26 protein-coding genes are annotated in these 23,238 nt (G+C 65.5%); 11 read left to right on the top strand and 15 right to left on the bottom strand.

The window, feature by feature from the left end; all coding sequences use genetic code 11:
• The first annotated feature begins 103 nt into the window (after window positions 1–103).
• A complete protein-coding gene (locus R3C13_RS02885; RefSeq protein WP_371309285.1) occupies window positions 104–574 on the top strand; it encodes an NUDIX domain-containing protein in 471 nt (156 codons plus the stop codon).
• On the opposite strand, the gene R3C13_RS02890 is transcribed toward R3C13_RS02885, so the two are convergent.
• Window positions 553–1,317: a murein L,D-transpeptidase family protein gene (locus tag R3C13_RS02890; RefSeq protein WP_371309286.1), complete on the bottom strand. Its 765-nt coding sequence runs from the start codon at window positions 1,315–1,317 to the stop codon at window positions 553–555. The genes R3C13_RS02885 and R3C13_RS02890 overlap by 22 nt on opposite strands.
• 267 nt (window positions 1,318–1,584) lie before the next feature.
• The gene (locus R3C13_RS02895) at window positions 1,585–2,250 is read right to left on the bottom strand and encodes a CDP-alcohol phosphatidyltransferase family protein (protein WP_371309287.1); all 666 of its coding nucleotides are present in this window, start codon (window positions 2,248–2,250) and stop codon (window positions 1,585–1,587) included.
• 147 nt (window positions 2,251–2,397) lie between these two features.
• Between R3C13_RS02895 and R3C13_RS02900 the strand changes: the two genes are divergently transcribed.
• Window positions 2,398–2,826 carry an endonuclease domain-containing protein gene (locus R3C13_RS02900; RefSeq protein ID WP_371309288.1) on the top strand — a complete coding sequence of 143 codons (429 nt, stop codon included), beginning with the start codon at window positions 2,398–2,400 and terminating at the stop codon, window positions 2,824–2,826.
• A gap of 9 nt (window positions 2,827–2,835) precedes the next feature.
• Here the strand turns inward: R3C13_RS02900 and R3C13_RS02905 are convergent, their stop codons facing one another.
• The 5 genes from R3C13_RS02905 to R3C13_RS02925 form a co-directional block, all read right to left on the bottom strand.
• A complete protein-coding gene (locus tag R3C13_RS02905) occupies window positions 2,836–3,768 on the bottom strand; it encodes an Hsp33 family molecular chaperone HslO (RefSeq protein WP_371309289.1) in 933 nt (310 codons plus the stop codon).
• Between the two features lie 70 nt (window positions 3,769–3,838).
• A complete protein-coding gene (locus R3C13_RS02910) occupies window positions 3,839–4,777 on the bottom strand; it encodes a radical SAM protein (protein ID WP_371309290.1) in 939 nt (312 codons plus the stop codon).
• Window positions 4,778–4,842: 65 nt separating this feature from the next.
• Window positions 4,843–5,493, bottom strand: coding sequence for a TerB family tellurite resistance protein (locus tag R3C13_RS02915; protein WP_371309291.1), 651 nt, complete (start codon window positions 5,491–5,493; stop codon window positions 4,843–4,845).
• Window positions 5,494–5,572: 79 nt separating this feature from the next.
• Window positions 5,573–6,499 carry an ornithine carbamoyltransferase gene (argF, locus tag R3C13_RS02920; protein ID WP_371309292.1) on the bottom strand — a complete coding sequence of 309 codons (927 nt, stop codon included), beginning with the start codon at window positions 6,497–6,499 and terminating at the stop codon, window positions 5,573–5,575.
• A gap of 86 nt (window positions 6,500–6,585) precedes the next feature.
• Window positions 6,586–6,840, bottom strand: a complete 255-nt coding sequence (locus R3C13_RS02925) for a GlsB/YeaQ/YmgE family stress response membrane protein (protein ID WP_371309293.1) — start codon at window positions 6,838–6,840, stop codon at window positions 6,586–6,588.
• 335 nt (window positions 6,841–7,175) lie between these two features.
• Here R3C13_RS02925 and R3C13_RS02930 point away from each other — a divergent pair, with 335 nt between their 5' ends.
• The 4 genes from R3C13_RS02930 to nspC all read left to right on the top strand — a co-directional run bounded on the left by R3C13_RS02930 (window position 7,176) and on the right by nspC (window position 10,384).
• Window positions 7,176–7,655 (top strand): DUF1499 domain-containing protein, encoded by a 480-nt coding sequence (locus R3C13_RS02930; protein WP_371309294.1) that lies wholly within the window; start codon window positions 7,176–7,178, stop codon window positions 7,653–7,655.
• An 89-nt stretch (window positions 7,656–7,744) separates the two neighbouring features.
• Window positions 7,745–8,959: a saccharopine dehydrogenase family protein gene (locus R3C13_RS02935; RefSeq protein WP_371309295.1), complete on the top strand. Its 1,215-nt coding sequence runs from the start codon at window positions 7,745–7,747 to the stop codon at window positions 8,957–8,959.
• Window positions 8,960–8,963: 4 nt separating this feature from the next.
• Entirely contained in the window at window positions 8,964–9,242 is a 279-nt protein-coding gene (locus R3C13_RS02940; RefSeq protein ID WP_371309296.1) for a hypothetical protein, read from the top strand.
• Window positions 9,239–10,384, top strand: coding sequence for a carboxynorspermidine decarboxylase (nspC, locus tag R3C13_RS02945; protein WP_371309297.1), 1,146 nt, complete (start codon window positions 9,239–9,241; stop codon window positions 10,382–10,384). Before R3C13_RS02940 ends, nspC begins: the two co-directional genes overlap by 4 nt.
• Here nspC and R3C13_RS02950 read toward each other — a convergent pair.
• From R3C13_RS02950 to R3C13_RS02960, 3 genes are read right to left on the bottom strand one after another with little or no spacing between them, the layout of a single operon-like run.
• Window positions 10,381–11,214 carry a carbon-nitrogen hydrolase family protein gene (locus tag R3C13_RS02950; RefSeq protein WP_371309298.1) on the bottom strand — a complete coding sequence of 278 codons (834 nt, stop codon included), beginning with the start codon at window positions 11,212–11,214 and terminating at the stop codon, window positions 10,381–10,383. The genes nspC and R3C13_RS02950 overlap by 4 nt on opposite strands.
• A gap of 32 nt (window positions 11,215–11,246) precedes the next feature.
• The gene (locus R3C13_RS02955; RefSeq protein WP_371309299.1) at window positions 11,247–12,512 is read right to left on the bottom strand and encodes a S41 family peptidase; all 1,266 of its coding nucleotides are present in this window, start codon (window positions 12,510–12,512) and stop codon (window positions 11,247–11,249) included.
• Between the two features lie 30 nt (window positions 12,513–12,542).
• Window positions 12,543–13,049 (bottom strand): helix-turn-helix transcriptional regulator, encoded by a 507-nt coding sequence (locus R3C13_RS02960; protein ID WP_371309300.1) that lies wholly within the window; start codon window positions 13,047–13,049, stop codon window positions 12,543–12,545.
• A 115-nt stretch (window positions 13,050–13,164) separates the two neighbouring features.
• Here R3C13_RS02960 and R3C13_RS02965 point away from each other — a divergent pair, with 115 nt between their 5' ends.
• Window positions 13,165–13,797, top strand: coding sequence for a cytochrome b/b6 domain-containing protein (locus tag R3C13_RS02965; RefSeq protein WP_371309301.1), 633 nt, complete (start codon window positions 13,165–13,167; stop codon window positions 13,795–13,797).
• Between the two features lie 75 nt (window positions 13,798–13,872).
• On the opposite strand, the gene R3C13_RS02970 is transcribed toward R3C13_RS02965, so the two are convergent.
• A complete protein-coding gene (locus R3C13_RS02970; RefSeq protein ID WP_371309302.1) occupies window positions 13,873–15,063 on the bottom strand; it encodes an aspartate aminotransferase family protein in 1,191 nt (396 codons plus the stop codon).
• Window positions 15,064–15,211: 148 nt separating this feature from the next.
• Between R3C13_RS02970 and R3C13_RS02975 the strand changes: the two genes are divergently transcribed.
• Window positions 15,212–15,625 (top strand): hypothetical protein, encoded by a 414-nt coding sequence (locus R3C13_RS02975; protein WP_371309303.1) that lies wholly within the window; start codon window positions 15,212–15,214, stop codon window positions 15,623–15,625.
• Window positions 15,626–15,917: 292 nt separating this feature from the next.
• Here R3C13_RS02975 and hisG read toward each other — a convergent pair whose 3' ends face one another.
• The 3 genes from hisG to hisS are packed head-to-tail and all read right to left on the bottom strand — an operon-like array spanning window position 15,918 to window position 19,245.
• Window positions 15,918–16,625, bottom strand: a complete 708-nt coding sequence (hisG, locus tag R3C13_RS02980) for an ATP phosphoribosyltransferase (protein ID WP_371309304.1) — start codon at window positions 16,623–16,625, stop codon at window positions 15,918–15,920.
• The gene (locus R3C13_RS02985) at window positions 16,622–17,752 is read right to left on the bottom strand and encodes an ATP phosphoribosyltransferase regulatory subunit (protein ID WP_371309305.1); all 1,131 of its coding nucleotides are present in this window, start codon (window positions 17,750–17,752) and stop codon (window positions 16,622–16,624) included. The genes hisG and R3C13_RS02985 overlap by 4 nt, the downstream gene beginning before the upstream one ends.
• The gene (hisS, locus tag R3C13_RS02990) at window positions 17,749–19,245 is read right to left on the bottom strand and encodes a histidine--tRNA ligase (protein WP_371309306.1); all 1,497 of its coding nucleotides are present in this window, start codon (window positions 19,243–19,245) and stop codon (window positions 17,749–17,751) included. Before hisS ends, R3C13_RS02985 begins: the two co-directional genes overlap by 4 nt.
• Before the next feature lie 292 nt (window positions 19,246–19,537).
• Here hisS and chrA point away from each other — a divergent pair, with 292 nt between their 5' ends.
• A complete protein-coding gene (gene chrA / locus R3C13_RS02995; RefSeq protein ID WP_371309307.1) occupies window positions 19,538–20,827 on the top strand; it encodes a chromate efflux transporter in 1,290 nt (429 codons plus the stop codon).
• Here chrA and R3C13_RS03000 read toward each other — a convergent pair.
• Window positions 20,824–21,294 carry a PaaI family thioesterase gene (locus R3C13_RS03000; RefSeq protein WP_371309308.1) on the bottom strand — a complete coding sequence of 157 codons (471 nt, stop codon included), beginning with the start codon at window positions 21,292–21,294 and terminating at the stop codon, window positions 20,824–20,826. The genes chrA and R3C13_RS03000 overlap by 4 nt on opposite strands.
• Before the next feature lie 111 nt (window positions 21,295–21,405).
• Here R3C13_RS03000 and R3C13_RS03005 point away from each other — a divergent pair, with 111 nt between their 5' ends.
• Both R3C13_RS03005 and R3C13_RS03010 read left to right on the top strand, forming a co-directional pair.
• Window positions 21,406–22,185: a hypothetical protein gene (locus tag R3C13_RS03005; RefSeq protein WP_371309309.1), complete on the top strand. Its 780-nt coding sequence runs from the start codon at window positions 21,406–21,408 to the stop codon at window positions 22,183–22,185.
• A gap of 119 nt (window positions 22,186–22,304) precedes the next feature.
• Window positions 22,305–23,237 (top strand): c-type cytochrome, encoded by a 933-nt coding sequence (locus R3C13_RS03010; RefSeq protein ID WP_371309310.1) that lies wholly within the window; start codon window positions 22,305–22,307, stop codon window positions 23,235–23,237.
• Window position 23,238: the final 1 nt, after the last annotated feature.

The raw sequence follows: 23,238 nt of genomic DNA on the forward strand, positions 1-23,238 counted from the left end.
CCGTTCGCAATGGCGAGCCCCAAGCTCATATTTCCGTGGCGTAAATCAGTATATTCTAAAGTCTTATCTGTCGATTTCCGGGGAAATCGGGCTAGGAATCCCCATGCTGTCCTTCCGTTCGCGCGTTTTCCAGGCCTGGTTCCGTATCTCCCGCCCGCTGACGCTTGGCGTGCGCGGGGCGGTGGAGGATGAAAACGGGCGCGTTTTCCTCGTACGCCACACCTATACACCGGGCTGGTTCCTGCCGGGGGGCGGTGTGGAAAAAGGTGAAACCACGCTGACTGCCCTGACCCGCGAGCTGGAAGAAGAAGGCGGGTTCAGGCTGACCGGCGCGCCGCACCTCGTCGGCATCTATTCCAACCATTTCGTGTTCCCGAACGATCATGTCCTGCTCTACCGCGTCCCGGCCGGGCATTGGGCGGCCGGCGAGGCAACATCGCGCGGCGAGATCGCCGAAACCGTCTGGGCGGATCCGCTGGACCCGCCGGACGGAACGACGCCCGGCACAAGGCTGAAACTGGCAGAACTCTATGGCGGCGCGCCGCCGACGCCTTACTGGGCGCCGCCCAGCTGATAGGCACCATCCGCCACGCGCACGGCAGGCACTTCGGACGTATCCTCAAACGCCTGCCAGGCCGGCGCGAGCGTGCGCCAGAAGGGGGCGTTGGGGTCGCCGGCGTGTTTCTGCAGGTTCGCAGCGGTCATCGGGAACGGGAAGATGTGCACCGGCACGCTGGTCTGGCCCTGCGCGAAGGCGGCTTCCATCAGGGTCCAGATTTCCTCGATCGCCTCGTCGGTCATGGCGTAGCAGCCGATGGAGACACAGTCGCCGTGGACCATGAGATAGCTGCCGGTGCGGCCCTGCGCCCGGTCAAAGGCGTTCGGATAGCCGAGATCGAAGGACAGGTGAAAGGACGAGGACGGGTTCATCTGGCCGGGCGCGACGGCGTAGAAGCCCTCCGGTGCCTGCAGGTCGCCTTCCGCCTGTTTCGGGCCGAGCTTGCCGGAAAAGGAGCAGACCGGCCATGAGCGGAACGCCTCGTACACCCCATCCGCATTGCGGACATAGGCCGTCATCACCGCAGGTTCCTTGGTAAGGCGAAGGTAAACGGGTGCGCCGAGGGTGAGCCCCTCCTCCGCCAGCGTTTCGGTCAGGGCCGGCACCTGGCGCGCGATTGCCGCGCGCGAGCGCTGGCTGGACGGCACGTCATTGACGCCGGCGACCGCAAGCACGGCCGGCAGGCACATGAAGGCGAGCGCCGCACCGGCAACCGCGGTGAGTTTCCAGGGAGATGAGGAACGGCGCCGGTATTTCATGCGCCCAGTGGTTAACCGGAATTGCGGCTGCCCAAGGGCCGGGATCAAGGCGCTTTCGGGGAAGTTTCGCGCCGGGCCGCCCCATTTTGGCCCCGTACGTTAAGACGGCGTTAAGATGCCGGTGAGACGCTTTAATCCATGGCAGGTTTATCCCCTTACCTGCCATGGACCTAACCTCCGGAATGGCGACGGGTTTTCTTCCCCTTGTCCCGGTCGCCGCCAGCTCGAGGACGCCGGCTCTTCCCAGCAGAGCCGGCGTTTTCCGTTTCAGGGGTTCGAGCGCGCCGCCGCCTTCATGTAGCGCCAGCCGGTCCACACCGACAGGATCGCCGCAATCCAGAGCATGCCCACCAGCAGGACCGCCAGCAGTTCGGCCATATTTGTCTGCGCCGCATGCTGTGACACGGCCGTTTGCGGGATCACGGCCAGCGGCAGCATGAGGCCGATAATGGCGGCCATTTCAAAACCGGTCTTCCACTTGGCGAGGTTCGACGGGTCGACCACCGCCTTGCCTTTCGGCGTGGTGCGCAGCCAGGTCATGAAGATGTCGCGCGCGATGATCGCCGCGGCGGGAATGTAGACCAGCCAGGTCTTGAAGATCATGGCGAGGCCGAGCAGTGCGAGGCCGACCAGCAGCTTGTCGGCAATCGGGTCCAGCCAGACACCGAACCGCGAATGCGCATCGAGCTTGCGGGCCAGCCAGCCGTCGAGGAAATCCGTCAGCGCGCCGGCGAGGAAGGCGAACAGGGCGAATTGGTACCATAGCTGCTGGATCGCAACGCGGCGGGCCTGTTCATCGGCCGGGATGTCCTGCGTCAGGCCGAGATCGATCGCGTCCTGTGCGCCGAGCGCGCGGATCACGCCCCAGAAGCAGAGCAGTGCGAAGACGCAGCGCGCAAGGGTGAGCGCATTGGGGAGCCATTTGAGGTTCATGGGCGCGGTGTGCCAGTGCGGGGGCGGTGGCGCAATCACGAATAGCGGAAACGGGCCCTCACCTCCCATCGCGGGCGCGATGGGCCCCTCCTCTCCCTGAAGGGAGAGGGGTTGACCCGGCGCCTTCGCAGAAATTGAACTATCCGCATGGGTGGGAAGACGACGAAACGTGCGCGCGGACTGAGACGGGACTCATCGTTTCCCGAGCGCCTTCTCTGGTCGAAACTCCGCAATCGTCAGCTGGGCGGATGGAAGTTCCGGCGACAACATCCTGTCGGGCCTTATTTTGCGGACTTTGCCTGCCTTGAAGTAAAATTGATCGTCGAACTGGATGGCGACAGTCACGGCACAGATAGCCAACGGGCTCACGACAACATCCGAACCGCGTTTCTTCAGGAAGAAGGCTGGGACATCATCCGCTTCTGGAACATCCACCTTCTCGAAAACATCGACGGGATTCTCGATACAATCCTCGAAAGCCTCGAACACCGCAAACGCAGTCTCGATGGCGCCGGGTCCACCCCTCTCCCGCTTGCGGGAGAGGAGGGGCCCGCCAGCAAAGCTGGTGGGAGGTGAGGGCCTGCTCTAGTGCGTGCTGCCGGTTACCGCTTCGATCGGGATCGAGTAGTGGCGGGCGCAGAACTGGCAGTCGACGGACAATGTGCCGTCGGGCTCGGTCATTTCGCGCAGGGACTCGTCCGGCATCTGGCTGAGGGTGGCGATCAGGCGGTCCTCATTGCAGGTGCAGCGGTCGTCAAGCTCGACCGGCGGTTCCAGCCGCACGCCCTGCTCGTGGAACAGGCGGTAGAGCAGCTGTTCCATCGGCAGTTCCGGATCCGCGAGTTCGCCATCGGAAACCGTGGCGAACAGGGCCTGCGCCTCGTTCCAGGCTTCTTCCGTGTCGCCCCGGAAATCGTCCGCTGCGATGCGCTGGATCATCATGCCGCCGGAGACCCAGAGCGTCGGATCGCCCGGCGTTTCGAACTCCGCAACGGAGAGCGCGATGCGCGTCGGCACCTGTTCGGACTGGGCGAAATAATCCTCGGCGCATTCGGCCAGCGTGCCTTTCATGAGCGGCACGATGCCCTGATAGGGCTGGATGGCGGGATTGTCCTGGATGATGATGAGCGCGAGCCGGCCGGCCGGGCCGAACAGCTGCGGCATGTGCGGGACGGCGCCCCGGTTCACCTTGTCGAGATGCTCCCACGCCTCGGCATCGAAGCGGGCATAGCCGCGCACGCCGCCATCAGACCGGTATTCGCCGACCAGCATCTTCACCGGGCCGTCGCCTTCAGCCTGCACCAGCAGGCGCCCGTCGAATTTCAGCGACGAGCCGACAAGGGCCGCCAGCGTCACCGCCTCACCCAGGATGCGGGCGAGGTTTATCGGGTAGTCGTGGCGGTGGAGGATGGGTGACACGCTCTGCGGGCCCATGCGCACAGCCCGGCCGCGCACGGGCCGCTGGTCGATCTGGAAATTCGCGACGAAATCGCTGGCGGTCAGGGGAGCGCGGGGCATGGGAGCGGTGTCCTTTTGAGGGCCCCCATGTGGCAGGCCCGGCCGCCTGCTTCAAGTACCGCCTGTGCGATCAGGCCGAGCAGGAACCGCCGCCCAGCACGCAGAAACTGGCGCACCAGGGATGGTTCAGCTTGACCGGCGCGGCCGTTGCCTCGGCCAGCGTGGCGCCGAGTTCAAAGGCCGGGTCGTCGACCAGAAGGGTGCAGGCGGTGACACTTGCCCGGACAGAGCCTTTGCGGCGGATCACCATGCGCTGGTTGGCGCACATGATGCTGTCCGGCGACTTGTTCAGGATGCCCCAGCAGGCCGTGGTGATTTCCGGCGGGTCGTCGCGCGGGATCATTTCCGGGAAGAGGACGAGCTGTTTGGGGTCTGCCGGGTCGAGGGCGAGGCCGAGGCTGGCGGCGAGGGCGCCATAGGCGGCGCGGGCGGCAGCTTCGTCCTCGTGCAGGGACTGGCGCCCGGCGAGGGCGACGGTGAAGCCTTCGGCGGTGAGCCAGCGGAGGCCCTCACAGGCCTCGGCAAAGGCTCCCTCCCCGCGCTCGGCATCGTGGAGGGCGGGATCGTGGCTGTCGAGCGAGACGCGGAGGGTGAGGCGTTGGCCAAGGCCATCCTCGCGGAGCTGGCGGAGGCCCTCCTGGATGCGCGGGCGCATCATCGGGCGCATGGCGTTGGTGAGGAAGAGGAGGCTGTGCCCGCGGGCGAGGATTTCCCGCGTGATGGGCAGGATTTCCGGGCACATGAAGGGCTCGCCACCGGTGATGCCTATTTCGACTTCGCCCTCGATCTCATCGAGGTAAGGCACGACGTCCGCGAGGGTCAGGTAGACGAGCCGGTCATTCTTCGGGGACGAGAGGATGTAGCAGTTCCTGCATTCGATATTGCAGAGCGTGCCGGTGTTGAACCACAGCGTCTTGAGGCCCGCCCAGCCGACACTGGCGCGGGTTTCCCCCTTCGCGGTGACGTCGGGATGGGCAAATTTGGCGGTGGGCGGCAGCGAGTCTGGCATGGCGTATGGCTAGCCGCACACGCGGCGCGGCGCCAGCGCCTCGCGCGGCAGTGACGCAAGCGTGATCAGTGCGTTGCCTGCCCCGCGGTATGCGTTGCCTGTTCGACCAGATCGCGCACCATGCCGCGCACATGGGCGGGCCTGAGGCCGAGCCCGGCGCCGATTTCCAGCATCGCCTCTTCTTCTTCGCGGGCGAAGTTCCCGTCGGCGGCGGCAATCTGGAACACGGCAGAAAGGATCATCTCCTTGCCTTCATCGTTCAGCATGTGGCCGGCGCGGGTGGCGACGGAAAGCGCATCGTCAAGCGAGTCCTTTGCGGCGGCGATCTCGGCCTCGACCTCGGCGCGGGTAAAATCGCGCGCGCACATCATGTTGACGACCTGCTCGATGGCGTCGACCTCTTCCGGCTCGATCTTGCCGTCGGCCCAGGCCATGCGGACGAGGATGGCGAGCGCGGTCTTCTCGAATTCGGCCCGGATATTGTCGGAGGTCGCGCCGGTATTGCCGTTGAGGACGCCTTCCACAAACGTTCCCTTGCAGCCCTTGCACTCCACATAGGCCGGGAAGGTTTCGAGCGGGATGACGGGAATGAAATAGAGGTGGAACCATTTGCGCGCGCGGCGCTTTTCGAAATTGGTCGTCTGGTTGCACTGCGGGCAGTCGAAGCTGCCCTTGTCGAGCAGTTTACGCGTCGCTTTGGTTCCGAAGATGATCATGAGCCTTCCCCTTCTCGTCGTGACGGGATGGTTACAAGCGCCACTGCCGTGCGCAAGCCTCGAAAAGAGGTACGGGTTGCTATTTCTCGAGGCACCAGCGCAGCACCGCTTTCTGCGCGTGGAGGCGGTTTTCGGCTTCGTCGAAGACGAGGCTTTGCGGGCCGTCGATGACGTCGGCGTCAACTTCCTCGCCCCGGTGGGCCGGCAGGCAGTGCAGGAAGAAGGCCTTGCCATTTGCAAGGTCCATCAGCTCCCCGGTCACGGCGTAGGGATCAAGGATTTCGAGGCGGCGTTCGGCATCCTGATCGCCCATTGAGACGAACGTGTCCGCGATCACCACGTCGGCGCCGGCGACAGCCTCCTCGGCGGTTTCGTAGAGCTCGATCCGGCCCTGCATTTCGCGGGCGATGTCGAGGTCTTCATCGTCGGGGGCAAAGCGCGGCGGCGTGCCGACGGCGAGGGTGAAACCGAACTTGCCGGCCGCATGCATGAAGCTGGCGCAGACATTGTTGCCGTCGCCGACCCAGGCAAGGCGCGCGCCGCGCAGGGTGACCCCATGCTCTTCCAGCGTCTGAAGGTCCGCCATGATCTGGCAGGGATGCGAGCGGTCGGTCAGGCCATTGATGACGGGGACGGAGGAAAACTCCGCAAAGGCCTCGACATCGGAATGGTCGTTGGCGCGGATCATCACCGCATCGACATAGCGGGAGAGAACGCGGGCCGTGTCCTCGATGGTCTCGCCGCGGCCGAGCTGCATGTCACTGGCATTGGCCGTGATCGAGGTGCCGCCCAGCTGGCGCATCGCCATGTCGAAGGAAAAGCGCGTGCGGGTGGACGACTTCTCGAACAGCATGGCCAGCGTGTGGCCCTCCAGCGGCGCACCATCGTCGATACGGCCCTTGGGCCAGCCGGCACGGGCCTTCTTCATGGCATGGGCCATGTCGAGAATTTCGCGCAGCTCGACATGGTCGAGATGCCAGATATCCAGGAAGTGACGTCCGGCCATGGCTGGTCCCCCTCAAAAGGAAGCGCGGGCCATAGCGCATAATGGCCCGCGAAACCAGAGCGTGCAGGGAATTCCTGCGCCGGCGGTCAGGCCCGTTTCAGGACCCGGACCAGAAGGAGGAGGATCACGGCGCCAATGGTCGAGTGGATGATGGCGCCGACAAGGCCGGCCCCGAGGCTGATATGCAGGGCCGGGAAAACGAAACCGGCGACGAAGGCACCGAGAATACCGACAACAATGTTGCCGAGGATGCCGAAGCCGTAGCCTTTCACGATGACGCCGGACAGCCAGCCGGCGACGGCACCGATGAGGAGGAAAATCACGAGGCTCTCAAGAGTCATAGGGTGTCTCCTTGCGTATGCGCGGATGGACCGGAGCGGCCGCCGCGTCTTGTGGTTATGGGCGCCAGAGACCACTCCATCCCGACAGGAATGAGGCGGCGGCGTGGCTGCGCGACCCGCCGGAACCGTAGACTCCGCCGGGAATCGCAGCGGCCGCAACAGCCGGCAAATGTCACAATTGAGCTGAGTCAACGCCGGGACTCCGGCACGGGTCCGGCGATCGAACGCGTTCATTCAAAGAAAGGGCGGGCGCCGGAGCGCGATCCCGTGTACGTTGAGATATGTGCCGGATCAGGCCGCAAGCGCCTCCGGCCGGCACCAAGGGAGGACCAGACATGATGAGACCGCTTTCTGCCCTCGCCGCCCTGACCATGATGGCGGCCTGCACGTCCAGCCCGGTTCCTCCGGACGAATGGGTCGATTTTTCAGGGCTGGCGCCTGTGGCCGCCGGCAACCAGTACCTTCTGTGCGGACCGGCCGTATGCCCGGCGGCGGGCGAACCCGGCGAGGCATTGCGCTTCAGTTTCCCGGCAGACCATGTGGCCTCTGTTGTCGCCGGTCTTGAACCCTCAGCCGTCCAGCGCCAGCTGGATAATGGCGACTACCAGCTGAAATACGTGGCCGTAACGCCGATTGCGCGCTTCCGGGACGATGTGGATGTGCTGGTCCATGCGGACAGCGAATATACGGCGGAGATCGCAATCTATTCCCGCTCACGCGTCGGAAAGTCCGATTTCGGCAAGAACAAGTCGCGCGTGGACGCGCTCGTCGAGTCCCTGAAGGCGGAGCTGGGTGAGCCGCTGAAACCGGACTGATCGCCACCGGGAAACGCCACTGGCGAACCCCGTCAGATTGCCCTATGTGACAGGCAATCCTTCCACCCTTGCCTGGAGTTCTCACAGACATGGACCGCGTTCTTATCATCGGTGCCGGCGCTGCCGGCTCGGTCGTCGCCCAGAAATGCGCGATGGACCGCGATACCTTCAAGCACATTACCCTCGCCTCCCGCCGCATCGAGAGTTGCGAGAAGGTGGCCGCGCTCTGCAAGACGCCGATCGAGATCGCGCAGGTCGATGCCGATAACGTGGCCGAGGTCGTCGCGCTCATCCAGAAAGTGAAGCCGGACCTCCTGATCAACATGGCCCTGCCCTATCAGGACCTGCCGATCATGGATGCGTGCCTCGAGACCGGCTGCAACTACATGGACACCGCGAACTATGAGCCGCGCGACGTGGCGAAGTTCGAATACTCCTGGCAATGGGCCTATCAGGAGCGCTTCAGGGAGAAGGGCATCACCGCCATTCTCGGCTGCGGCTTCGACCCCGGCGTCTCGAACATATGGTGCGCCTATGCGCAGGAACACCTGTTCGACGAGATCGACTTCATCGACATCGTCGACTGCAATGCCGGCGACCATGGCAAGACCTTCGCCACGAACTTCAATCCGGAGATCAACCTCCGCGAAGTGACGCAGGACGGCAAATACTGGAAGAATGGCGAGTGGATCGAGATCCCGGCGCTCAGCATCAAGACGATGGTGGACTATCCGCAGGTCGGCCCGCGCGCCTCCTACCTCATCTATCACGAGGAAGAGGAAAGCCTTGTGAAGAACATCAAGGGCCTGAAGCAGATCCGCTTCTGGATGACCTTTGGCGAGGCCTATATCAAGCACCTCGAAGTCTTCAAATCCATCGGCCTGATCAGCCTCGAGCCGATCAAGCACAAGGGCATGGACATCATTCCGATGGAATTCCTGCGCGACCTGCTGCCGGCGCCCTCCTCCCTCGCGGAAGGCTATTCCGGCAAGACCTCGATCGGCGTGATCGTCCGGGGGCGGAAGGATGGCAAGCCGCTCGCCAAGATGCTCTACAATGTCTGCGACCATGCCGAGACCAACAAGGAAGTCTCCGCGCAGGCCGTCTCCTACACGACGGGCGTGCCGCCGGTCTCCGGCGCGGCGATGTTCTTCAAGGGCATCTGGAAAGGCGCGGGCGTGTTCAACGTGGAACAGTTCCCGTCGAAGCCCTTCCTCGACGACGTGGCAACGCGCGGCCTGCCGACGACGATCATCGACATCGAAGCGGGCGACCAGGACGAGCTGTTCGCGGTGGAGACCTAAGGCCATGCACCTGCTGGTATCCATCGACATACCAGCACAGGGCCTCGACGCTTTCAACGCCTACGAGGACCGGGTTCTGTCCCGCCTCGAAGCCCATGGCGGCCAGCTCGGCATGCGCATGCGCTCACCGGATGGACGCCGAGAAGTGCATTTGTTGACCTTCCCTGACGCGGTGGCGCGGGAAGCTTTCCTCGCGGACCCCGAACGGGAAAGTCACCGCCACCTCTGGACTGAAAGCGGCGCCCGCGCCGACACACTGGAACTTGAAAGACTGGACGCATGAGCTTTCCGCCGCTGCCCACTGACCTCCCCACCCCCTGCTTCGTCCTTGACGTCGCCCGCCTCCGGAAAAATCTGGGGACGGCAAAGCGTGTGCGGGAGGAAGCCGGCTGCAAGATCCTGCTGGCGACCAAGGCGTTCGCCATGCCGGCGGCGTTCCCGATGATGCGGGACTATCTCGACGGCACGACGGCCAGCGGCGAGCATGAGGCCATCATGGGCCATGAGAGCTTCGGCAAGGAAGTGCATGTCTATTCGCCGGCCTATACGGAAGACGAAGTCCGCCGGCTGACGGATGTGGCCCAGCACATCTATTTCAATTCCGCCGAACAGCTCGCCCGCTTCGGCGACATCGCGCGCAATGCGGGCGCCCATGTCGGCCTGCGGGTCAATCCCGGCTATTCCAATGCGACGCTGGGCGGGGACCTCTACAACCCCACCGCACCGATGAGCCGGTTCGGCGAAGTGCCGGCGAAGCTGGACAGTATCGACTGGTCCGGCGTCGACATTTTTCACGTCCACGCCCTCTGCGAGAGCCTGCACGAGGGCTCCGCCGGCCTCATCGATCATGTGGCCGGGAATTTCGGGCAATATATCGAACAGGTCAGCGCCGTGAATTTCGGCGGCGGGCATTTCCTCAACAAGCCCGGCTATGATGTCAGCGTGCTGATCGATGCGATCCGCCGCTTCAAGGCGCGCTTCGGCGTCGAGGTGATCCTGGAGCCGGGCGCGGGCCTTGTCGTCAATACGGGCGAGCTGCATGCGACGGTGCTGGCGCTGCACTGGAACGAGATGGACCTCGCCATCCTCGACGCCTCGGCCTCGACGCATATGCCGGACGTGCTGGAAGTGCCCTACCGGCCCGACATCGTGGATGCCGGCCTGCCGGGCGAGAAGCCGCACACCTACCGGCTCGGCGGCAAGACCTGCATGACCGGCGACGTGATCGGCGATTATTCCTTCCACAAGCCGCTGGCGCCCGGCGACCGGCTGCAGTTCACCGACCAGATGCACTACAGTTTCGTCAAGACGAACACGTTCAACGGCACGCCGCTGGCAAATCTCGCCATCCGCTGGGAAGACGGCCGCGTCGAGCAGATTTCCGATTTCGGATACGAGGAATTCCGCCGGCGGCTGGGGCGCTAGGACTTCGCCACCGGAAACTCCCGGTCGTTGCCGAGCGAGGGGATCCGCCCCCGCGCCTTCGTCACGGCGTCAAGGTCCAGCTCCGCCAGAATGATGCCCGGCTCGGCATGCGCCGCCTCGGCCAGCACCTCGCCCCAGGGCGAGACGATCAGCGAGTGGCCGAAGGTCTCGCGCCCGTCCTCATGCCTGCCGCCCTGCGCCGGGGCGACGACGAAACAGCCGGTCTCGATGGCGCGGGCGCGGAGCAGGACATGCCAGTGCGCCTCCCCGGTGACGCGCGTGAAGGCCGCCGGCACGATGAGAATGTCCGCACCCGCCTGCGCAAGGCGGCGATAGAGGTGCGGGAAGCGGACATCGTAGCAGATGGTCACGCCCACTTTTCCGAACGGCGCGGTGGCCAGCACAGCTTCCGTCCCCGGACGATAGGCGCGGCTTTCGCGATAGGACTGCCCGTCGCCGACTTCGACATCGAACATGTGAATCTTGTCGTAGCGGGCAAGAATGTTGCCATCCGGCCCGATCAGGAAGGAGCGGTTGGCGAAGCGCTCCTCATCCGGCAGCGCCACGGCGAGCGAACCGATCAGCAACGTGACGCCCAGCTCCGCAGTCAGCGCGCGCAGGGATTTCAGCGTTACGTCGTCTGCCTCCGCCACAATCTTCGGCCGCGCCATGCCGGGGCGGATGTCCAGCAAATTCGTCATTTCGGGCGTCGCGATGAAGGTCGCGCCCTGCCCCGCCGCTTCGCGGATGAGGGCGGAGGCCGCCGCAACATTCGGCGCCACCTCCGTGCCGGAGCGCATCTGGATACAGGCGGCGGTGAGCGTGGTCATGAGCCTATCCAGCGCATTCGCCTGCCTGCCCGTCAATCCTCAAACGAACGGATCCAGTCCGTCGCAGCCTTCAGCGCAAGATCCGGCCCGGCGCCATTGTCGGCGATCACCGGATGCGGCGGATTCCAGGCATAGCGCGGCGTGCCGTCAATATGGGCAAGGTCATAGGTCGGCAGGTTCACCGCGAGGCCGGTCGCATCGAGGATGAATGTGTCGACGCCGCCGGCGAGGCCGGCCATGTCGTTGCCGAACACGTCCGCCCGGCGCAGGCCATCGAGACCGACGGCCATGCCCTCACCCATGCTGCCGGTCCAGTGGCCGACAAGCACGGCCAGCGGGCCTTCGGCGGTCACACCGTGCGGCGAGACCGTCTTCACCCATTCCGGCTCTCCCGGCGGACGGATAAGCTGGTAGCCGCCTGCTTCGTCGATGAAGCGACCCATGACAGGCTCGGCAATATCCGTGCTGCCGCCACCCGGCGTGTCGCGCAGGTCCAGAACCCAGGCGCGGGCGCCTTTCAGGGTCTCCATGGCTGCATCGAAGGCCGGAACGGTGTTGCCGTCGCCGAGGGAATTATTGAACCGGATATAGCCGATGCCGCCGGGCAGCATGCTGGCTGTCACCGGTTCATAATCCGTATCCGGAAGGGCGCCATCCAGCAGGAGGGTCACATCCTGCCCGCCCCGGCGCACCGTGACGGAGTGGAGGCGGTCGCGATAGCCGGCTGCGGCGGCGTGCTCCGCCCAGGCGATTTGCGCCGCGGCTGGCTCTGCGCCTTCCGGGCGGATGCGTTCGGCAATCGCGTCTTCCAGCGGCTGGCCGTCGACCGCAACCACTTCGTCGCCGAAATTGAGGCCGGCAAGCGCCGCCATGCCGCCCGGCCGCACGCCGGTGACGATGCCGTTTTCCAGCCAGTAATCATTGCCGCTCGGCACAAGGCGCGGCGAGGCGGCGGAATTGGCCCCGAAGCTCACATGCGGATCATAGAGCACATCCAGCAGGTCTTCGAGCACGCGCAGCTGGGCGGATTTCGTCTCTACGCCTGCGATGGCCGCAGGCGCGGCTGCGCACGCTGTCGCCCAGGCGTTTTCCTTGCCGGCAAAGAAGACATAATGTTCCGGCACCAGGGTGCAGAGCTGTGCCGCATCGGCCGCCACCTTCTCTTGTTCCGGCGTCAGCTCAGGGCTGGCGGGTTCGGAGACGGCCGGCTGTACGGTCTCCGGTTGCGGTACGGGCTGTGAGGCACAGGCGCCGAGGCCCAGGGTGAGGGCGACGGCAAGCTTCAGGGAAAATTTCATTCGGAACCTGCTTCCTGGAATTGGCGAGTCTCAGCCGCTTGTACCCGGCAAGAGGTCTTCGAGGAAATAGGCCGACAGAGCATTGCGCCCGGCGAGGCTGCTCTTGCGATAGACCGCCCGGGCCTGCTCCCGCACCGTGCGCTCGCTGGTTTCGCGCAGGTCGGCGATTTCCTGAAGCGACAGGCCCTTCAGCAGGAGGAGCCCGACATCGGATTCTGCGTCAGTCAGGCCCCAGGCAGAAAACTGCCGGGCGATGGCAACGCCGAGCCCCTGCACAAGCTCACGGTTCTCGTCGCGCCAGCGGCCGGCATCCTGACGGGCATCGGCCAGCGCGCGGTGGAGCCGCCGCAGGCGCCAGACCATCGCGCCGAAGCCGAACGCGGCAACTACCAGAACCGTCAGCTCCGCCAGCAGGTGGCCGGCCCCTGCCCCGTCTCCGCTGTCGGTCAGCAGGTCGATGCCGATGAACACCGCAATGGCGCCGAACAGCACGGCGACCCCGAGAATACCCCTGCGTCCGGATACGTCATCTGACATAAGCCCTCTTTGCCAGATCGTGCGGGATTGGAAATGCGTCATTTGGCGGATGGTGCGGGCGCCGCCAGCGCGCCAGCTTCACACCAGGCCAGCAGGCAGACGTGGAGCAACGAACATGGACACACCCAAAACACATTTCCAAGCTGTGTGGGACCCCCTGATCCGTGTGGGTCACTGGACCCTGGTGATCGGTTTCTTCACGGCCTACCTGTCTGGCGACGATTATTTCAGCATCCACAAATGGGCGGGCTATGTGGTCGCCGCCTATGTGCTGATCCGTATTGTCTGGGGCTTCGTCGGGACAAAGCATGCGCGCTTTGCCGGCTTTGTCCGGGGACCGGGCGCGGTGTTCGGCTACCTGCGGGGCCTCACGACCGGCAAGGCAAAAGACTATGCCGGGCACAATCCGGCCGGCGGGGCCATGGTGGTGGCGCTACTGTTCAGCCTGCTGGTGACGACTTCCAGCGGCATGGCGCTGTATGCCGTGGAAGACAATGCCGGCCCGCTGGCCGGGATCGTCACGGAACAAACCTTTGCCCCGATCGCGGGCGCGTTCGGCGAGGAGGAGGACGGCGGTCATGAGGAGTCCGGCGCCGAGGAATTGCTGGAAGGCGTCCACAAGGCGTTCGTCTACATCACGCTTGCGCTGGTGGGGCTGCACCTGGCCGGCGTCGTCGCGTCCAGCCTGGTGCACAAGGAAAACCTCGCCCGCGCCATGGTGACAGGCCGCAAGCGCCGCCCCGACTGACCCGCGCAGGCCCAGAGGCAAAACGGCCGGCCCCTTCCGGAGCCGGCCGCTTCATGTCGACAGAACGGGATACGGTCAGGCCGGATCCCACGCAGAGATCGCCTCGTCGATGATGCCGGTGGCTTCGCGGACATGCGCGTCCGTGATGTTGAGCGGCGGGGCGAGGCGCAGCACGTTTGCGCCGGCAACGCCGGTCAGCAGGTTGCGGTCGCGGCAGAGGCCCTGCAGCCCTTTCGGATCGGCATTCATCTTGAGCCCGGTCAAGAGGCCCTTGCCGGTGACTTCCACCACCTTGTCGGGGTGGGAGTCGGCAAGGCCCTTGAGGTTCTGCGCGAGGGTGCCGGAGACGCGGCGGACTTCGGCGAGGAATGTCTCGTCGGAGATGATGTCCCAGACGACATTGCCGACCGCCATGGCCAGCGGGTTGCCGCCATAGGTGGAGCCATGGCTGCCCGGCTGCATATGCTCGCCGCAGGCCTCGGTGGTGAGGCAGGCGCCGAAGGGGAAGCCGCCGCCGATGCCTTTTGCCGAACACAGAATGTCCGGCGTGACGCCGTCGGCCCATTGATAGGCGAACAGCTTGCCCGTGCGGCCCATGCCGCACTGGACCTCGTCGAGGATCATCAGCACGCCATGCTCGTCGCACAGCTCGCGCAGGCCCTTGAGGCACTGTTCCGGCATGGCGCGCACGCCGCCTTCGCCCTGTACGGGTTCGACCAGGACGGCCGCCGCGGTGGGCCGGGCCATGGCTTCCTTCAGGGCGTCATGGTCACCCCATTCGAGATGCACGAAGCCCGGCAGCGCGGGCCCGAAGCCTTCAAGGTATTTCGGATTGCCGCCGGCATTGATGGCGCCGATCGAGCGGCCATGGAAGGCGCCCGTGAAGGTGATGATGTCGATGCGTTCCTCATTGCCGTTCGCCCAGTGATACTTGCGCGCGGTCTTGAGGGCGCATTCGATCGCCTCGGTGCCGGAATTGGTAAAGAAGACGCGATCCGCAAACGTGTCGCGGCAGATCTTGTCGGCCAGTTCCTCGCCTGCCCGTACACGGAACATATTGGACGTGTGCCACAGCTTGCCGGCCTGTTCCTGCAGGGCCGCCACCATGGCCGGGTGGGCGTGGCCGAGGGCGTTGACCGCGATGCCGGCGATAAAGTCCAGATAGCGCGTGTCGTCCTCGGTGAAGAGGTAGGGGCCTTCTCCTTTCACGAAGACTTCTTCGGGAGGCCGGTAAACCGGCATGATATGCTGGCGGGGGTCGCTCATCTGTTGCCCTTCCGATGTCGCGGGAATTTCGTTTCTGGGGCCACGCATGGCGGGGGGCCGCGCGGAAGTCAACACCGCGCCCCGCACATGTGACAGGACCGCCAATTCGCGCTTAACTGGGCGCGGGAGATTCCTGAAGGAGGCGCTGATGAAACCCGCAATTGCCCTGGCCGCCACGCTGTACCTGATGCCTCAGGCCGCGCTTGCGCAGGCTGCTGACCTGGAGTTGCGCCTGCCGCTCAACACGCTGCCGGCGGCAGATGAGCCTGCTGAAACCGAAGCGCCGGGCCTGGCAGGTGTGTCCGACCGGCCGGCCATGGTGATCCGCGAGGACGGCATGGTCCAGTTCCTGACAACGCCCACACCCGCCCGGCCGGAAACGGCAGCTCCTGTCTTCGAGGTCGATCTGGAAACGCTGCCGGACGGGATGCAGGAACTCACCCTCCGCGCGACCGGCACGGCGATCAGCGATACCGCCACGCCGGACGGCACCACCCGCATGATCCGGATAGACCCCGGCAATGGCAAGCCGCCGGTGTTAGTGACCATTACAAAGAATTAAGCGAAAAACGATAAAAGTTCTTGACGTTTATCGATAAGTGCATATTGTTATTCATGAAGCCGGGTTGGCCGGACGTGATGTCCAAAACGCCCCCTACCTCACCTGAGCCGTTGCTCCGGTTGACCCGGCCTCAACTTGGCCCCCACCAAGCATCTCCAGATGAAAAAGAGGCGCGGCGCCCCCCTGGGCACCGCGCCTCTCCACCGTTTGCAGCGTTTCCTCCCAGAAACTTGCCAGTGCATAAGGCAACGGTTTCAGAGTTGTGTCAAGATTGTGACCAAAAAAATTGTGATCATTCCTGATCTGTAATGCCTGCACCAGAAAGCAAACATTCCAGACTGGTACTGGCCGGCGCGTCCCACACCGCATTCCGGGAAATTGCGAACACGGCTTCGCTCTTCAGGATGAGTCCGTCGGAAAGAATCTTGAGGCCGTTGGCCTTGAGGGTCGCCCCGGTCGAGGTGATGTCAACGATGACATCGGCCGAGCCCGTCGTCGGCGCCGCTTCGGTCGCCCCGGCGCTCTCCACGAGGCGGTATTCGCCGACCGATCTGGCGGCAAAAAAGCGGCGGGTCAGCTGAAGGTACTTGGTGGCGACCCGCAGGCGCCGGCCGTGCGCCTTGCGGAAGGCAGCGCCAGCCGCTTCCAGCTCCGCCATTGTATCGACATCGACCCAGGCCTGCGGCACGGCGACGATCACGTCGGCCCCGCCAAAGCCCAGCCGGTGCAGCACACGGAAATCGCCCTCCGGATCGGCGGCGAGATCATGCAGCAGGTCTTCGCCGGTGACGCCGGCATGCAGGCTGCCATCGATCAGGCCCTGCGCGATCTCGCGCGCCGACAGGAGCCGCATCTCGACATCGCCGAGCCCTTCGATCAAGGCCTGGTAGCCGCGCTCGCCCCCGATCTGGGAAACCGGGAAGCCGGCACCGGCGAGCCATGCCTCGGATTGTTCCTTGAGACGGCCCTTGGACGGGATGGCCAGAGACAGACGGGTCATGCGCCCCTCCCCTTCGCGCGCAGCACACGGTCCGGCCGGATGATGCCGCCGATGGCCGTGGCGTTGGCGCGCCCGTTCGAGAGGCCTGCGACAAGGCCGTCATAGCGCCCGCCGGAGGCAATGGGCTGGCGATCGGTGAGGTTCGCGCCCAGCGTCTCGAACAGGAAGCCGTCATAATAGGTAAAGCGCCGCCCGAAGCCGGAACGGAACTGGCAGATGGCTTTCAGGTCCGGCAGCATGTCGCGGATCAGCTCCATCCGCCGCGCCACGCGGTCGATAGCCGGGCTCGCCTTCGACAGGCGGAAGCGCACCGCGATGGCGTCGAGCTGGTCGGCGGCCTCACCCGCGCTGCAGTTCACCGCTGCGAGCGCACCAATGACGCTGCGCACCGCGTCCGGGACGCCGCCGGCGGCCTGCGCCGCAGCGCGGGCGCGCAGACCGGAGACGATCTCTGAAACGCTCCGTGTGCCGATCAGCGGAATACCCCGCGCATTGAGAGCGGCCTGAAACGCGGTCTCCGCCGCCTCCGGCGAGGCCGCCTCAAGCACCGGCACGAAATCGTCCTCTATGGGCAGCGGCGCGGTCTCAAGCAGGGCACGCACGCCCCCCTCCTGCCGGAAGGCACGCTTCAACAGGTCCGCCGTCACGCGCGGCAGGCCGAGCGCATCGACAAAGGCCGGGAAGACGGCAAGGTCGCCCGTCGCGATGGACATGGGCTTCACATCGCAGGCGGCGACGGCCTCATGCACGAGGGCGAAGGCCTCGGCATCCTCATAGGGCGTCGAATTCAGGCCGAACCGCTCGAAGCCGGCCTGGGTGAATTCCATCGGATCGTCCGGTGCCGCCGGCAGGCGGAAGGCTTCGGCGGCATAGCAATAGGCCGCCGGCCCGCTACCGCCAGCGGCAAGGCGCTCAGCCTCCATGCCGGCGACCGGCAGGGTCAGGTCCGGCCGCATGACCATCTCGTTGCCGCGATTGTCCGTGAACACACAGAGGCGCGCGCGCACCGCCTCGCCGGAGAGTTCCAGCGGAATATCGGAGCGCATGATATAGGCCGGGTCCACCGGCCGTGCGCCGGAGGCCACGAACACGCTGCGCGCGGCGTCAGCGATGGCGGCTTCGGTCATGCCTGCGCCTCGACGATGGCACGAATGGTGGCGACCATGTCGGCGCGCGGCACTTCCACCTGGCCGGGGCGGGCCTCGCGGTATTCCTCGTTCGATTGGATCGCCTTGGCTTTCAGGGCACCCATCTCGAGATCCTTGATGGTGACGGTGCCTTTCGCGGCCTCGTCCTCACCGACGATGACAACGGCGGGCGAATTGCGCCGGTCGGCATATTTCATCTGCGGGCGCATGCCGGAGGCGCCCATATAAGCCTCCGCCCGGATGCCTGCGCGACGCAGCTCGGCGGCGATGGACAACGCCGTGGACGGATTTTCCTTGTCGAGGTTCAGCACGACGACCGGGCCGTCCAGCTTCGCCGTCTCGCCCATGATCTGCAGCGCGGAGGCGAGGCGCGAAATGCCAATGGAAAAGCCCGTCGCCGGAACCGTCTCACCCGTGAAGCGCGCAACGAGGTCGTCATAGCGCCCGCCGCCGCCGATGGAGCCGATGCGGTAGGTCTTGCCGTCCTCGCCGGTCACCTCGCGCAGCAGTTCGGCCTCGTAGACGGGGCCGGTATAGTATTCGAGGCCGCGCACGACCGAGGGGTCGATCACGACATCGCCTTCCGGCGCGCCGAGGGCGTCGAGGGCGAGGGCGATGGCTTCGAGCTCGGCAAGACCGGCCTTGCCTTCTTCCGTCGAGCCCGTGGCTTTCGACAGGTTCGCCAGCGTTTCGGCCCGCGTCTTCGCGCCGGCTTCGGCGAAGGCGAGCACGGTTTTCACTTCGTCCGGCCCAAGCCCCGCACCCTTGGTGAAGTCGCCGCTCTCATCCATGCGGCCCTTGCCCAGCAGGTCCGCGACGCCGGCGGCGCCGAGGCGATCCAGCTTGTCCAGCGCCCTCAGGATGGCGAGGCGGGTCTCTGCGCTTGTCGCCCCTACCCCGTCCAGGACGCCGTTCAGCAGGCGGCGGGTGTTGACGCGGATCACGAACTCGCCGGTCTCCATGCCCACGGCCCGCAGCGCTTCGGCGCCCATAGCGATCATCTCGGCGTCTGCGTGAAAGCCCGGCGCGCCGACCGTGTCGGCATCGCACTGCCAGAACTCGCGGAAGCGTCCCGGCCCCGGCTTCTCGTTGCGCCAGACCGGCCCCGCGGCATAGCGGCGGAACGGACGGCCGAGGCCCTGACCGGCCTCTGCCACGAAGCGGGCGAGCGGGGCGGTCAGGTCATAGCGGAGCGAAATCCACTGCTCGTCATCGTCCTGCAGGGAAAAGACGCCGGCATTCGGCCGGTCGGCATCCGGCAGGAACTTGCCGAGCGCGTCGGCATATTCGAAGGCGCCGGTGTCGAGCGCTTCGAAGCCCCACTGCCGGTAAACGCCCGTGACCGTCTCCACGAGCTGCGCCTGCGCGTGAATGAGCGCTTCCCGCTTGTCGGGAAAGCCGCGCGGCTTGCGGGCGAGATCCTTGCCGGAAAGACCTTGGCCGGAAAGAGGCTGGGGGGCTTTGTCGCTCATGTGCTCGTCTGGTCCTGTTTGCGCCCCCGAATAGTCGGTAGCGGCGGGATTGGGAAGGCAGCACGTCGATGGGGCGCGGACCTTGCCGGCCTGCCTCGTCTGGGTCGGTTCTCTGGGGGAACACTGTTCAGGAGGCGCAGCCGGACCGGTTCGCGCCTCTCCGGCGCGTCACGAATGGTGATGGTGGTGCGGTGCAGTGTTCATTGCGCTCGCCGATACGGGGGCCGGGGCTGGAAGTCAACCGGAATGCCCGGCTTGCGCATGCGTCAATTTCGGCTACCTGCGAGCGGATATGACCGACACCATCGTCCCTGCCCCTGCGCCCAGCCTCGCGGAGCTGACCGCCGCAAGCTTCAAGGTCGGCTGCCTCGGCTTTGGCGGCCCGGCCGGGCAGATCGCGCTGATGCACCGCGTCTTCGTGGAGGAGAAGAAGTGGATCGCGAACGAGGATTACCTCCACGCCCTGAATTACTGCATGCTGCTGCCGGGACCGGAGGCGCAGCAGCTGGCAACCTATGCCGGCTGGCGCCTGCGCGGCGTCGCGGGCGGCATGATTGCGGGCCTCCTGTTCGTGGCGCCGGGGGCGCTTCTGGTGTTTGCGCTGGCCTGGCTGTACGCGGCGCTGGGTGAGGTGCCGCTGGTGGCGGCGCTGTTCCTGGGGGTGAAGGCAGCGGTGGTCGCCTTCGTGCTGGACGCGCTGGTGCGGATCGGCCGGCGCACCCTGAAAGACCCGCTGGACCTGCTGGTCGCCGGGGCGGCCTTTCTGGCGCTCTACCTGTTCAACCTGCCCTTCCCGCTGGTAATCCTCGGCGCGGGGATGGTCGGGATCCTGGTCTCCGGCGGCGCGGCTGAACGCCCGGCGCCGCAGGGCCGATTCGACGCCGGCAAGGCTTTCAGGGCTGCCACCCTCTGGGGCACGCTCTGGCTCGCGCCGCTGGCGGCGAGCTTTGTCCTGCTGGGGCCGGACCATGTGCTGACCCGCGTCGGCCTCCTGTTTTCCAAGCTGGCGGTCGTCACCTTTGGCGGCGCCTATGCCGTGCTCGCCTACCTCCAGCAGCAGGCGGTGAATGCCGAAGGCTGGCTCTCTGCCGGACAGATGATCGACGGGCTCGGCCTCGCTGAGACGACGCCGGGACCGCTGGTGCTGGTCAATGAATTCGTGGGCTTCATGGCGGGATGGAATGCCGAGGGCGGTGGGCTCGGCTTTGCGCTGGCGACGGCGGCCATGGCCGCCTGGTGCACCTTCGCGCCTTCATTTGTGTGGATCTTCGCCGGGGCACCCTTTGCCGAGCGCCTGCGCCACAGCGTGCGGGCGAAAGGCGCGCTCGGCGCCATCACCTCGGCCGTGCTGGGCGTGATCGCGACGCTGGCGGTGCTGTTCAGCGTGAATGTCCTGTTCGACCGCCAGGCGGACGCCGCCCTGCCCTGGGGCCACAGCCTGCACCTGCCGGATCTTGCCTCGGCGAACCTGCTCGCCATGGTGATCGCCGCCGCAGCGGCCGTGGCGCTGATCCGGTACCGCGTGAATGTGGTCGCCGTGGTGCTGGCCTGCGGCGCGGCGGGACTGATCCAGCTGCTCTAGGCCGGCTCGGCCCGTTTGAACGGCTTTTCTGCGCCGTCGCGGCGCTCGATCACCTTGAAAATTCCGGTGCCGCGCATCAGCAGCTTGTCGCCAGTCCAGATCTTGCCCTCGACGGTGAAGATGTCGTCCTGCCGGCCGATCACCTGTCCGCGGCCCTCGATGAAGCTATGCAGCGGCGCGCCGGAGAGGAAATCGCACATCAGGCGGACGGTGACCCACCAGGTGTCGTCATCCTTTTCCACCGCGGAACCCCAGGCCATGTCCGCAAAGGTCATCAGCATGCCGCCATGGGCGTTCATCATGCCGTTGGTGTGGTGTTCCTCGACGCGGAAAGCCCGGGTAAGGCCGTTTTCGTCGCGCTTCTCGAAGAGCGGCCCCACCTGGCGCCCGAAGCCGCGATGCCAGGGCAGCATCTGATAGCCGGGGGGCAGGTCGAAGGTCTGGTTTCTTGTCAGGTCATCAGTCATGCCTGCGGCTTAGCGCCAGCGCCCCGGCCTGCCAAGCCGTGAGGCCGGCCCGGCCCTTTTTTTGCCACACGCGATTGTTTGGTTGGGCCGATTCAGTGGGAGGGTCGTTCCATGATGCGGCATCTGGTTCTTGGCAGCCTTGCGGGCCTCGCCACAATGCCTGCGGGCGCCGACCCCGCCTCCCCGCTCGACTCGCCGGCCGTCGCCGCCGCCCTGAACGCCGCAAGCCTGCCGATGGATGCCTGTGGCGGGGAAGACCTGCTGGATGTCGCCGTGCCGGACGGAATCTTCCTCCAGGCCTGCAAGCTGCACGATTCCTGTTACCGGTCCGGCGCGCTGGACCAGGGCACCTGCGATACGCTGTTTCTCGACCGTATGCGCGAGGCCTGCGACGCGACATTCGACCCCTATGAAAAGCCGTTGATCCACGCCACCTGCCGGGTCGGCGCGGCGATCTATTATACGGCGGTGAATTCCCGCTTCGGCGCGATGCTGTATCCCGGCGGGCATACGGGCGGGGAGATGCTGAACAGCCTGCAGACGCGCCTTGCCGAACCGGATGGCAGCGATGAGCTCAGCGTGTGCACCGATGTGGCCAACACGTCCGACCGGCAGCTGCAGTACCTGCTCGTGCTGCACGACGCGAAGGGTCACTGGGTGGACACCGAGCCGGACCTCGGCAAGGTCGTGCTCAATCCCGGCAAGACGAAAAAGGTCTGTCTGGACACGGATCATGCGCCCTGGGCGAGCTGGGACTCGGTCGGCCCGGCCTATGCGGTGACGCTGCTGGTGGATGACCCGGACCGGCTCACCCCGTTCGGCGATCTCATCCCCCTCGACCGACTCGAATGCGACAAGGCCAGCGGCGAATGCCGCCATGCGGAGCCATGAGTTTCCGAAGCATGCGATGTTCACCCCGGCAGCAGGCGCGCAGGATCCCTCTCCCGGCGTATCAGCCGCCAATCCGGCTACTGATCGTAATGTTGCTATTGGCTGTCGCACCGGCTTGCATGAGGCAGGGCCCGGCCGCGGACATTGACCCGTCCGGGAAGGAAGTGACGCTGGTTGCGCCAGAAGAATGGCCACATCCCGAGCCTGAAATGCTGGCAGACGGACCGTCGAAGCAGCAGGTGCTTTATGGCAGGAACCTGGTGACGGAGACGTATGCCTATCTGGGTCCGGACGTTGCCGATCCTGACATGCGCTATGCGGGAAACGGACTTGCCTGCGGCTCGTGTCATCTTGATGCCGGCCGCAAGCGCTACGGACTGTCCTTCGTAGGCGTCGCCGGTGCCTATCCACGCGACATGGCCCGCGAGAACAGCGACCAGACTCTCGCACAGCGGATCAATGGCTGTTTCGAGCGCAGCATGAACGGCCGGGCCCTGCCCGAAGAATCGGCGGAGATGCAAGCGATCATCGCCTATATCGGATTTCTCAGCGAACAGGCGCCGGCTGGCCTGGATGGACGCGGCGCACCGGCGCTCGGCTTTATGGACCGGGCCGCCGATCCGGTGCGCGGCGCCGAACTCTATCTCACAAAGTGTGCCTCCTGCCATGGCGCAGACGGCCAGGGCAAACCAAAGGACGATGGCGCAGCAGGCTATGCGTATCCGCCGCTCTGGGGCCGGGACAGTTTCAATACCGGCGCCGGGATGCATCGAATTCTCAAGTCGGCCAGCTTCATTCGCGCCAACATGCCGTTTGGCGTCAGCTTTGAGGCGCCGGTCCTGACGGAAGAGGAAGCCTTTGACATCGCCGCCTTTATCAATGTCCAGTCGCGGCCTGAAATGACCGGACTTGACCGGGACTATCCCGACCGGACGCGCAAACCGGTCGATGCCCCGTTCCCGCCTTATGCTGACAATTTCTCGCAGGACCAGCACAAGTTCGGCCCATGGAAGCCAATAGACGCCGCACGGAACCGCGGCGGCGCCCAATGAT

Origin of the sequence: Hyphomonas sp. (assembly GCF_041398385.1) — a bacterium.
In the GTDB taxonomy this organism is placed as follows: Bacteria; Pseudomonadota; Alphaproteobacteria; order Caulobacterales; family Hyphomonadaceae; genus Hyphomonas.

Coding starts and splice junctions, on each gene's coding strand:
- R3C13_RS02885 (WP_371309285.1), top strand. CDS start 104: ATGCTGTCCTTCCGTTCGCGCGTTTTCCAGGCCTGGTTCCGTATCTCC.
- R3C13_RS02890 (WP_371309286.1), bottom strand. CDS start 1,317: ATGAAATACCGGCGCCGTTCCTCATCTCCCTGGAAACTCACCGCGGTT.
- R3C13_RS02895 (WP_371309287.1), bottom strand. CDS start 2,250: ATGAACCTCAAATGGCTCCCCAATGCGCTCACCCTTGCGCGCTGCGTC.
- R3C13_RS02900 (WP_371309288.1), top strand. CDS start 2,398: ATGGGTGGGAAGACGACGAAACGTGCGCGCGGACTGAGACGGGACTCA.
- R3C13_RS02905 (WP_371309289.1), bottom strand. CDS start 3,768: ATGCCCCGCGCTCCCCTGACCGCCAGCGATTTCGTCGCGAATTTCCAG.
- R3C13_RS02910 (WP_371309290.1), bottom strand. CDS start 4,777: ATGCCAGACTCGCTGCCGCCCACCGCCAAATTTGCCCATCCCGACGTC.
- R3C13_RS02915 (WP_371309291.1), bottom strand. CDS start 5,493: ATGATCATCTTCGGAACCAAAGCGACGCGTAAACTGCTCGACAAGGGC.
- argF (WP_371309292.1), bottom strand. CDS start 6,499: ATGGCCGGACGTCACTTCCTGGATATCTGGCATCTCGACCATGTCGAG.
- R3C13_RS02925 (WP_371309293.1), bottom strand. CDS start 6,840: ATGACTCTTGAGAGCCTCGTGATTTTCCTCCTCATCGGTGCCGTCGCC.
- R3C13_RS02930 (WP_371309294.1), top strand. CDS start 7,176: ATGATGAGACCGCTTTCTGCCCTCGCCGCCCTGACCATGATGGCGGCC.
- R3C13_RS02935 (WP_371309295.1), top strand. CDS start 7,745: ATGGACCGCGTTCTTATCATCGGTGCCGGCGCTGCCGGCTCGGTCGTC.
- R3C13_RS02940 (WP_371309296.1), top strand. CDS start 8,964: ATGCACCTGCTGGTATCCATCGACATACCAGCACAGGGCCTCGACGCT.
- nspC (WP_371309297.1), top strand. CDS start 9,239: ATGAGCTTTCCGCCGCTGCCCACTGACCTCCCCACCCCCTGCTTCGTC.
- R3C13_RS02950 (WP_371309298.1), bottom strand. CDS start 11,214: ATGACCACGCTCACCGCCGCCTGTATCCAGATGCGCTCCGGCACGGAG.
- R3C13_RS02955 (WP_371309299.1), bottom strand. CDS start 12,512: ATGAAATTTTCCCTGAAGCTTGCCGTCGCCCTCACCCTGGGCCTCGGC.
- R3C13_RS02960 (WP_371309300.1), bottom strand. CDS start 13,049: ATGTCAGATGACGTATCCGGACGCAGGGGTATTCTCGGGGTCGCCGTG.
- R3C13_RS02965 (WP_371309301.1), top strand. CDS start 13,165: ATGGACACACCCAAAACACATTTCCAAGCTGTGTGGGACCCCCTGATC.
- R3C13_RS02970 (WP_371309302.1), bottom strand. CDS start 15,063: ATGAGCGACCCCCGCCAGCATATCATGCCGGTTTACCGGCCTCCCGAA.
- R3C13_RS02975 (WP_371309303.1), top strand. CDS start 15,212: ATGAAACCCGCAATTGCCCTGGCCGCCACGCTGTACCTGATGCCTCAG.
- hisG (WP_371309304.1), bottom strand. CDS start 16,625: ATGACCCGTCTGTCTCTGGCCATCCCGTCCAAGGGCCGTCTCAAGGAA.
- R3C13_RS02985 (WP_371309305.1), bottom strand. CDS start 17,752: ATGACCGAAGCCGCCATCGCTGACGCCGCGCGCAGCGTGTTCGTGGCC.
- hisS (WP_371309306.1), bottom strand. CDS start 19,245: ATGAGCGACAAAGCCCCCCAGCCTCTTTCCGGCCAAGGTCTTTCCGGC.
- chrA (WP_371309307.1), top strand. CDS start 19,538: ATGACCGACACCATCGTCCCTGCCCCTGCGCCCAGCCTCGCGGAGCTG.
- R3C13_RS03000 (WP_371309308.1), bottom strand. CDS start 21,294: ATGACTGATGACCTGACAAGAAACCAGACCTTCGACCTGCCCCCCGGC.
- R3C13_RS03005 (WP_371309309.1), top strand. CDS start 21,406: ATGATGCGGCATCTGGTTCTTGGCAGCCTTGCGGGCCTCGCCACAATG.
- R3C13_RS03010 (WP_371309310.1), top strand. CDS start 22,305: ATGAGGCAGGGCCCGGCCGCGGACATTGACCCGTCCGGGAAGGAAGTG.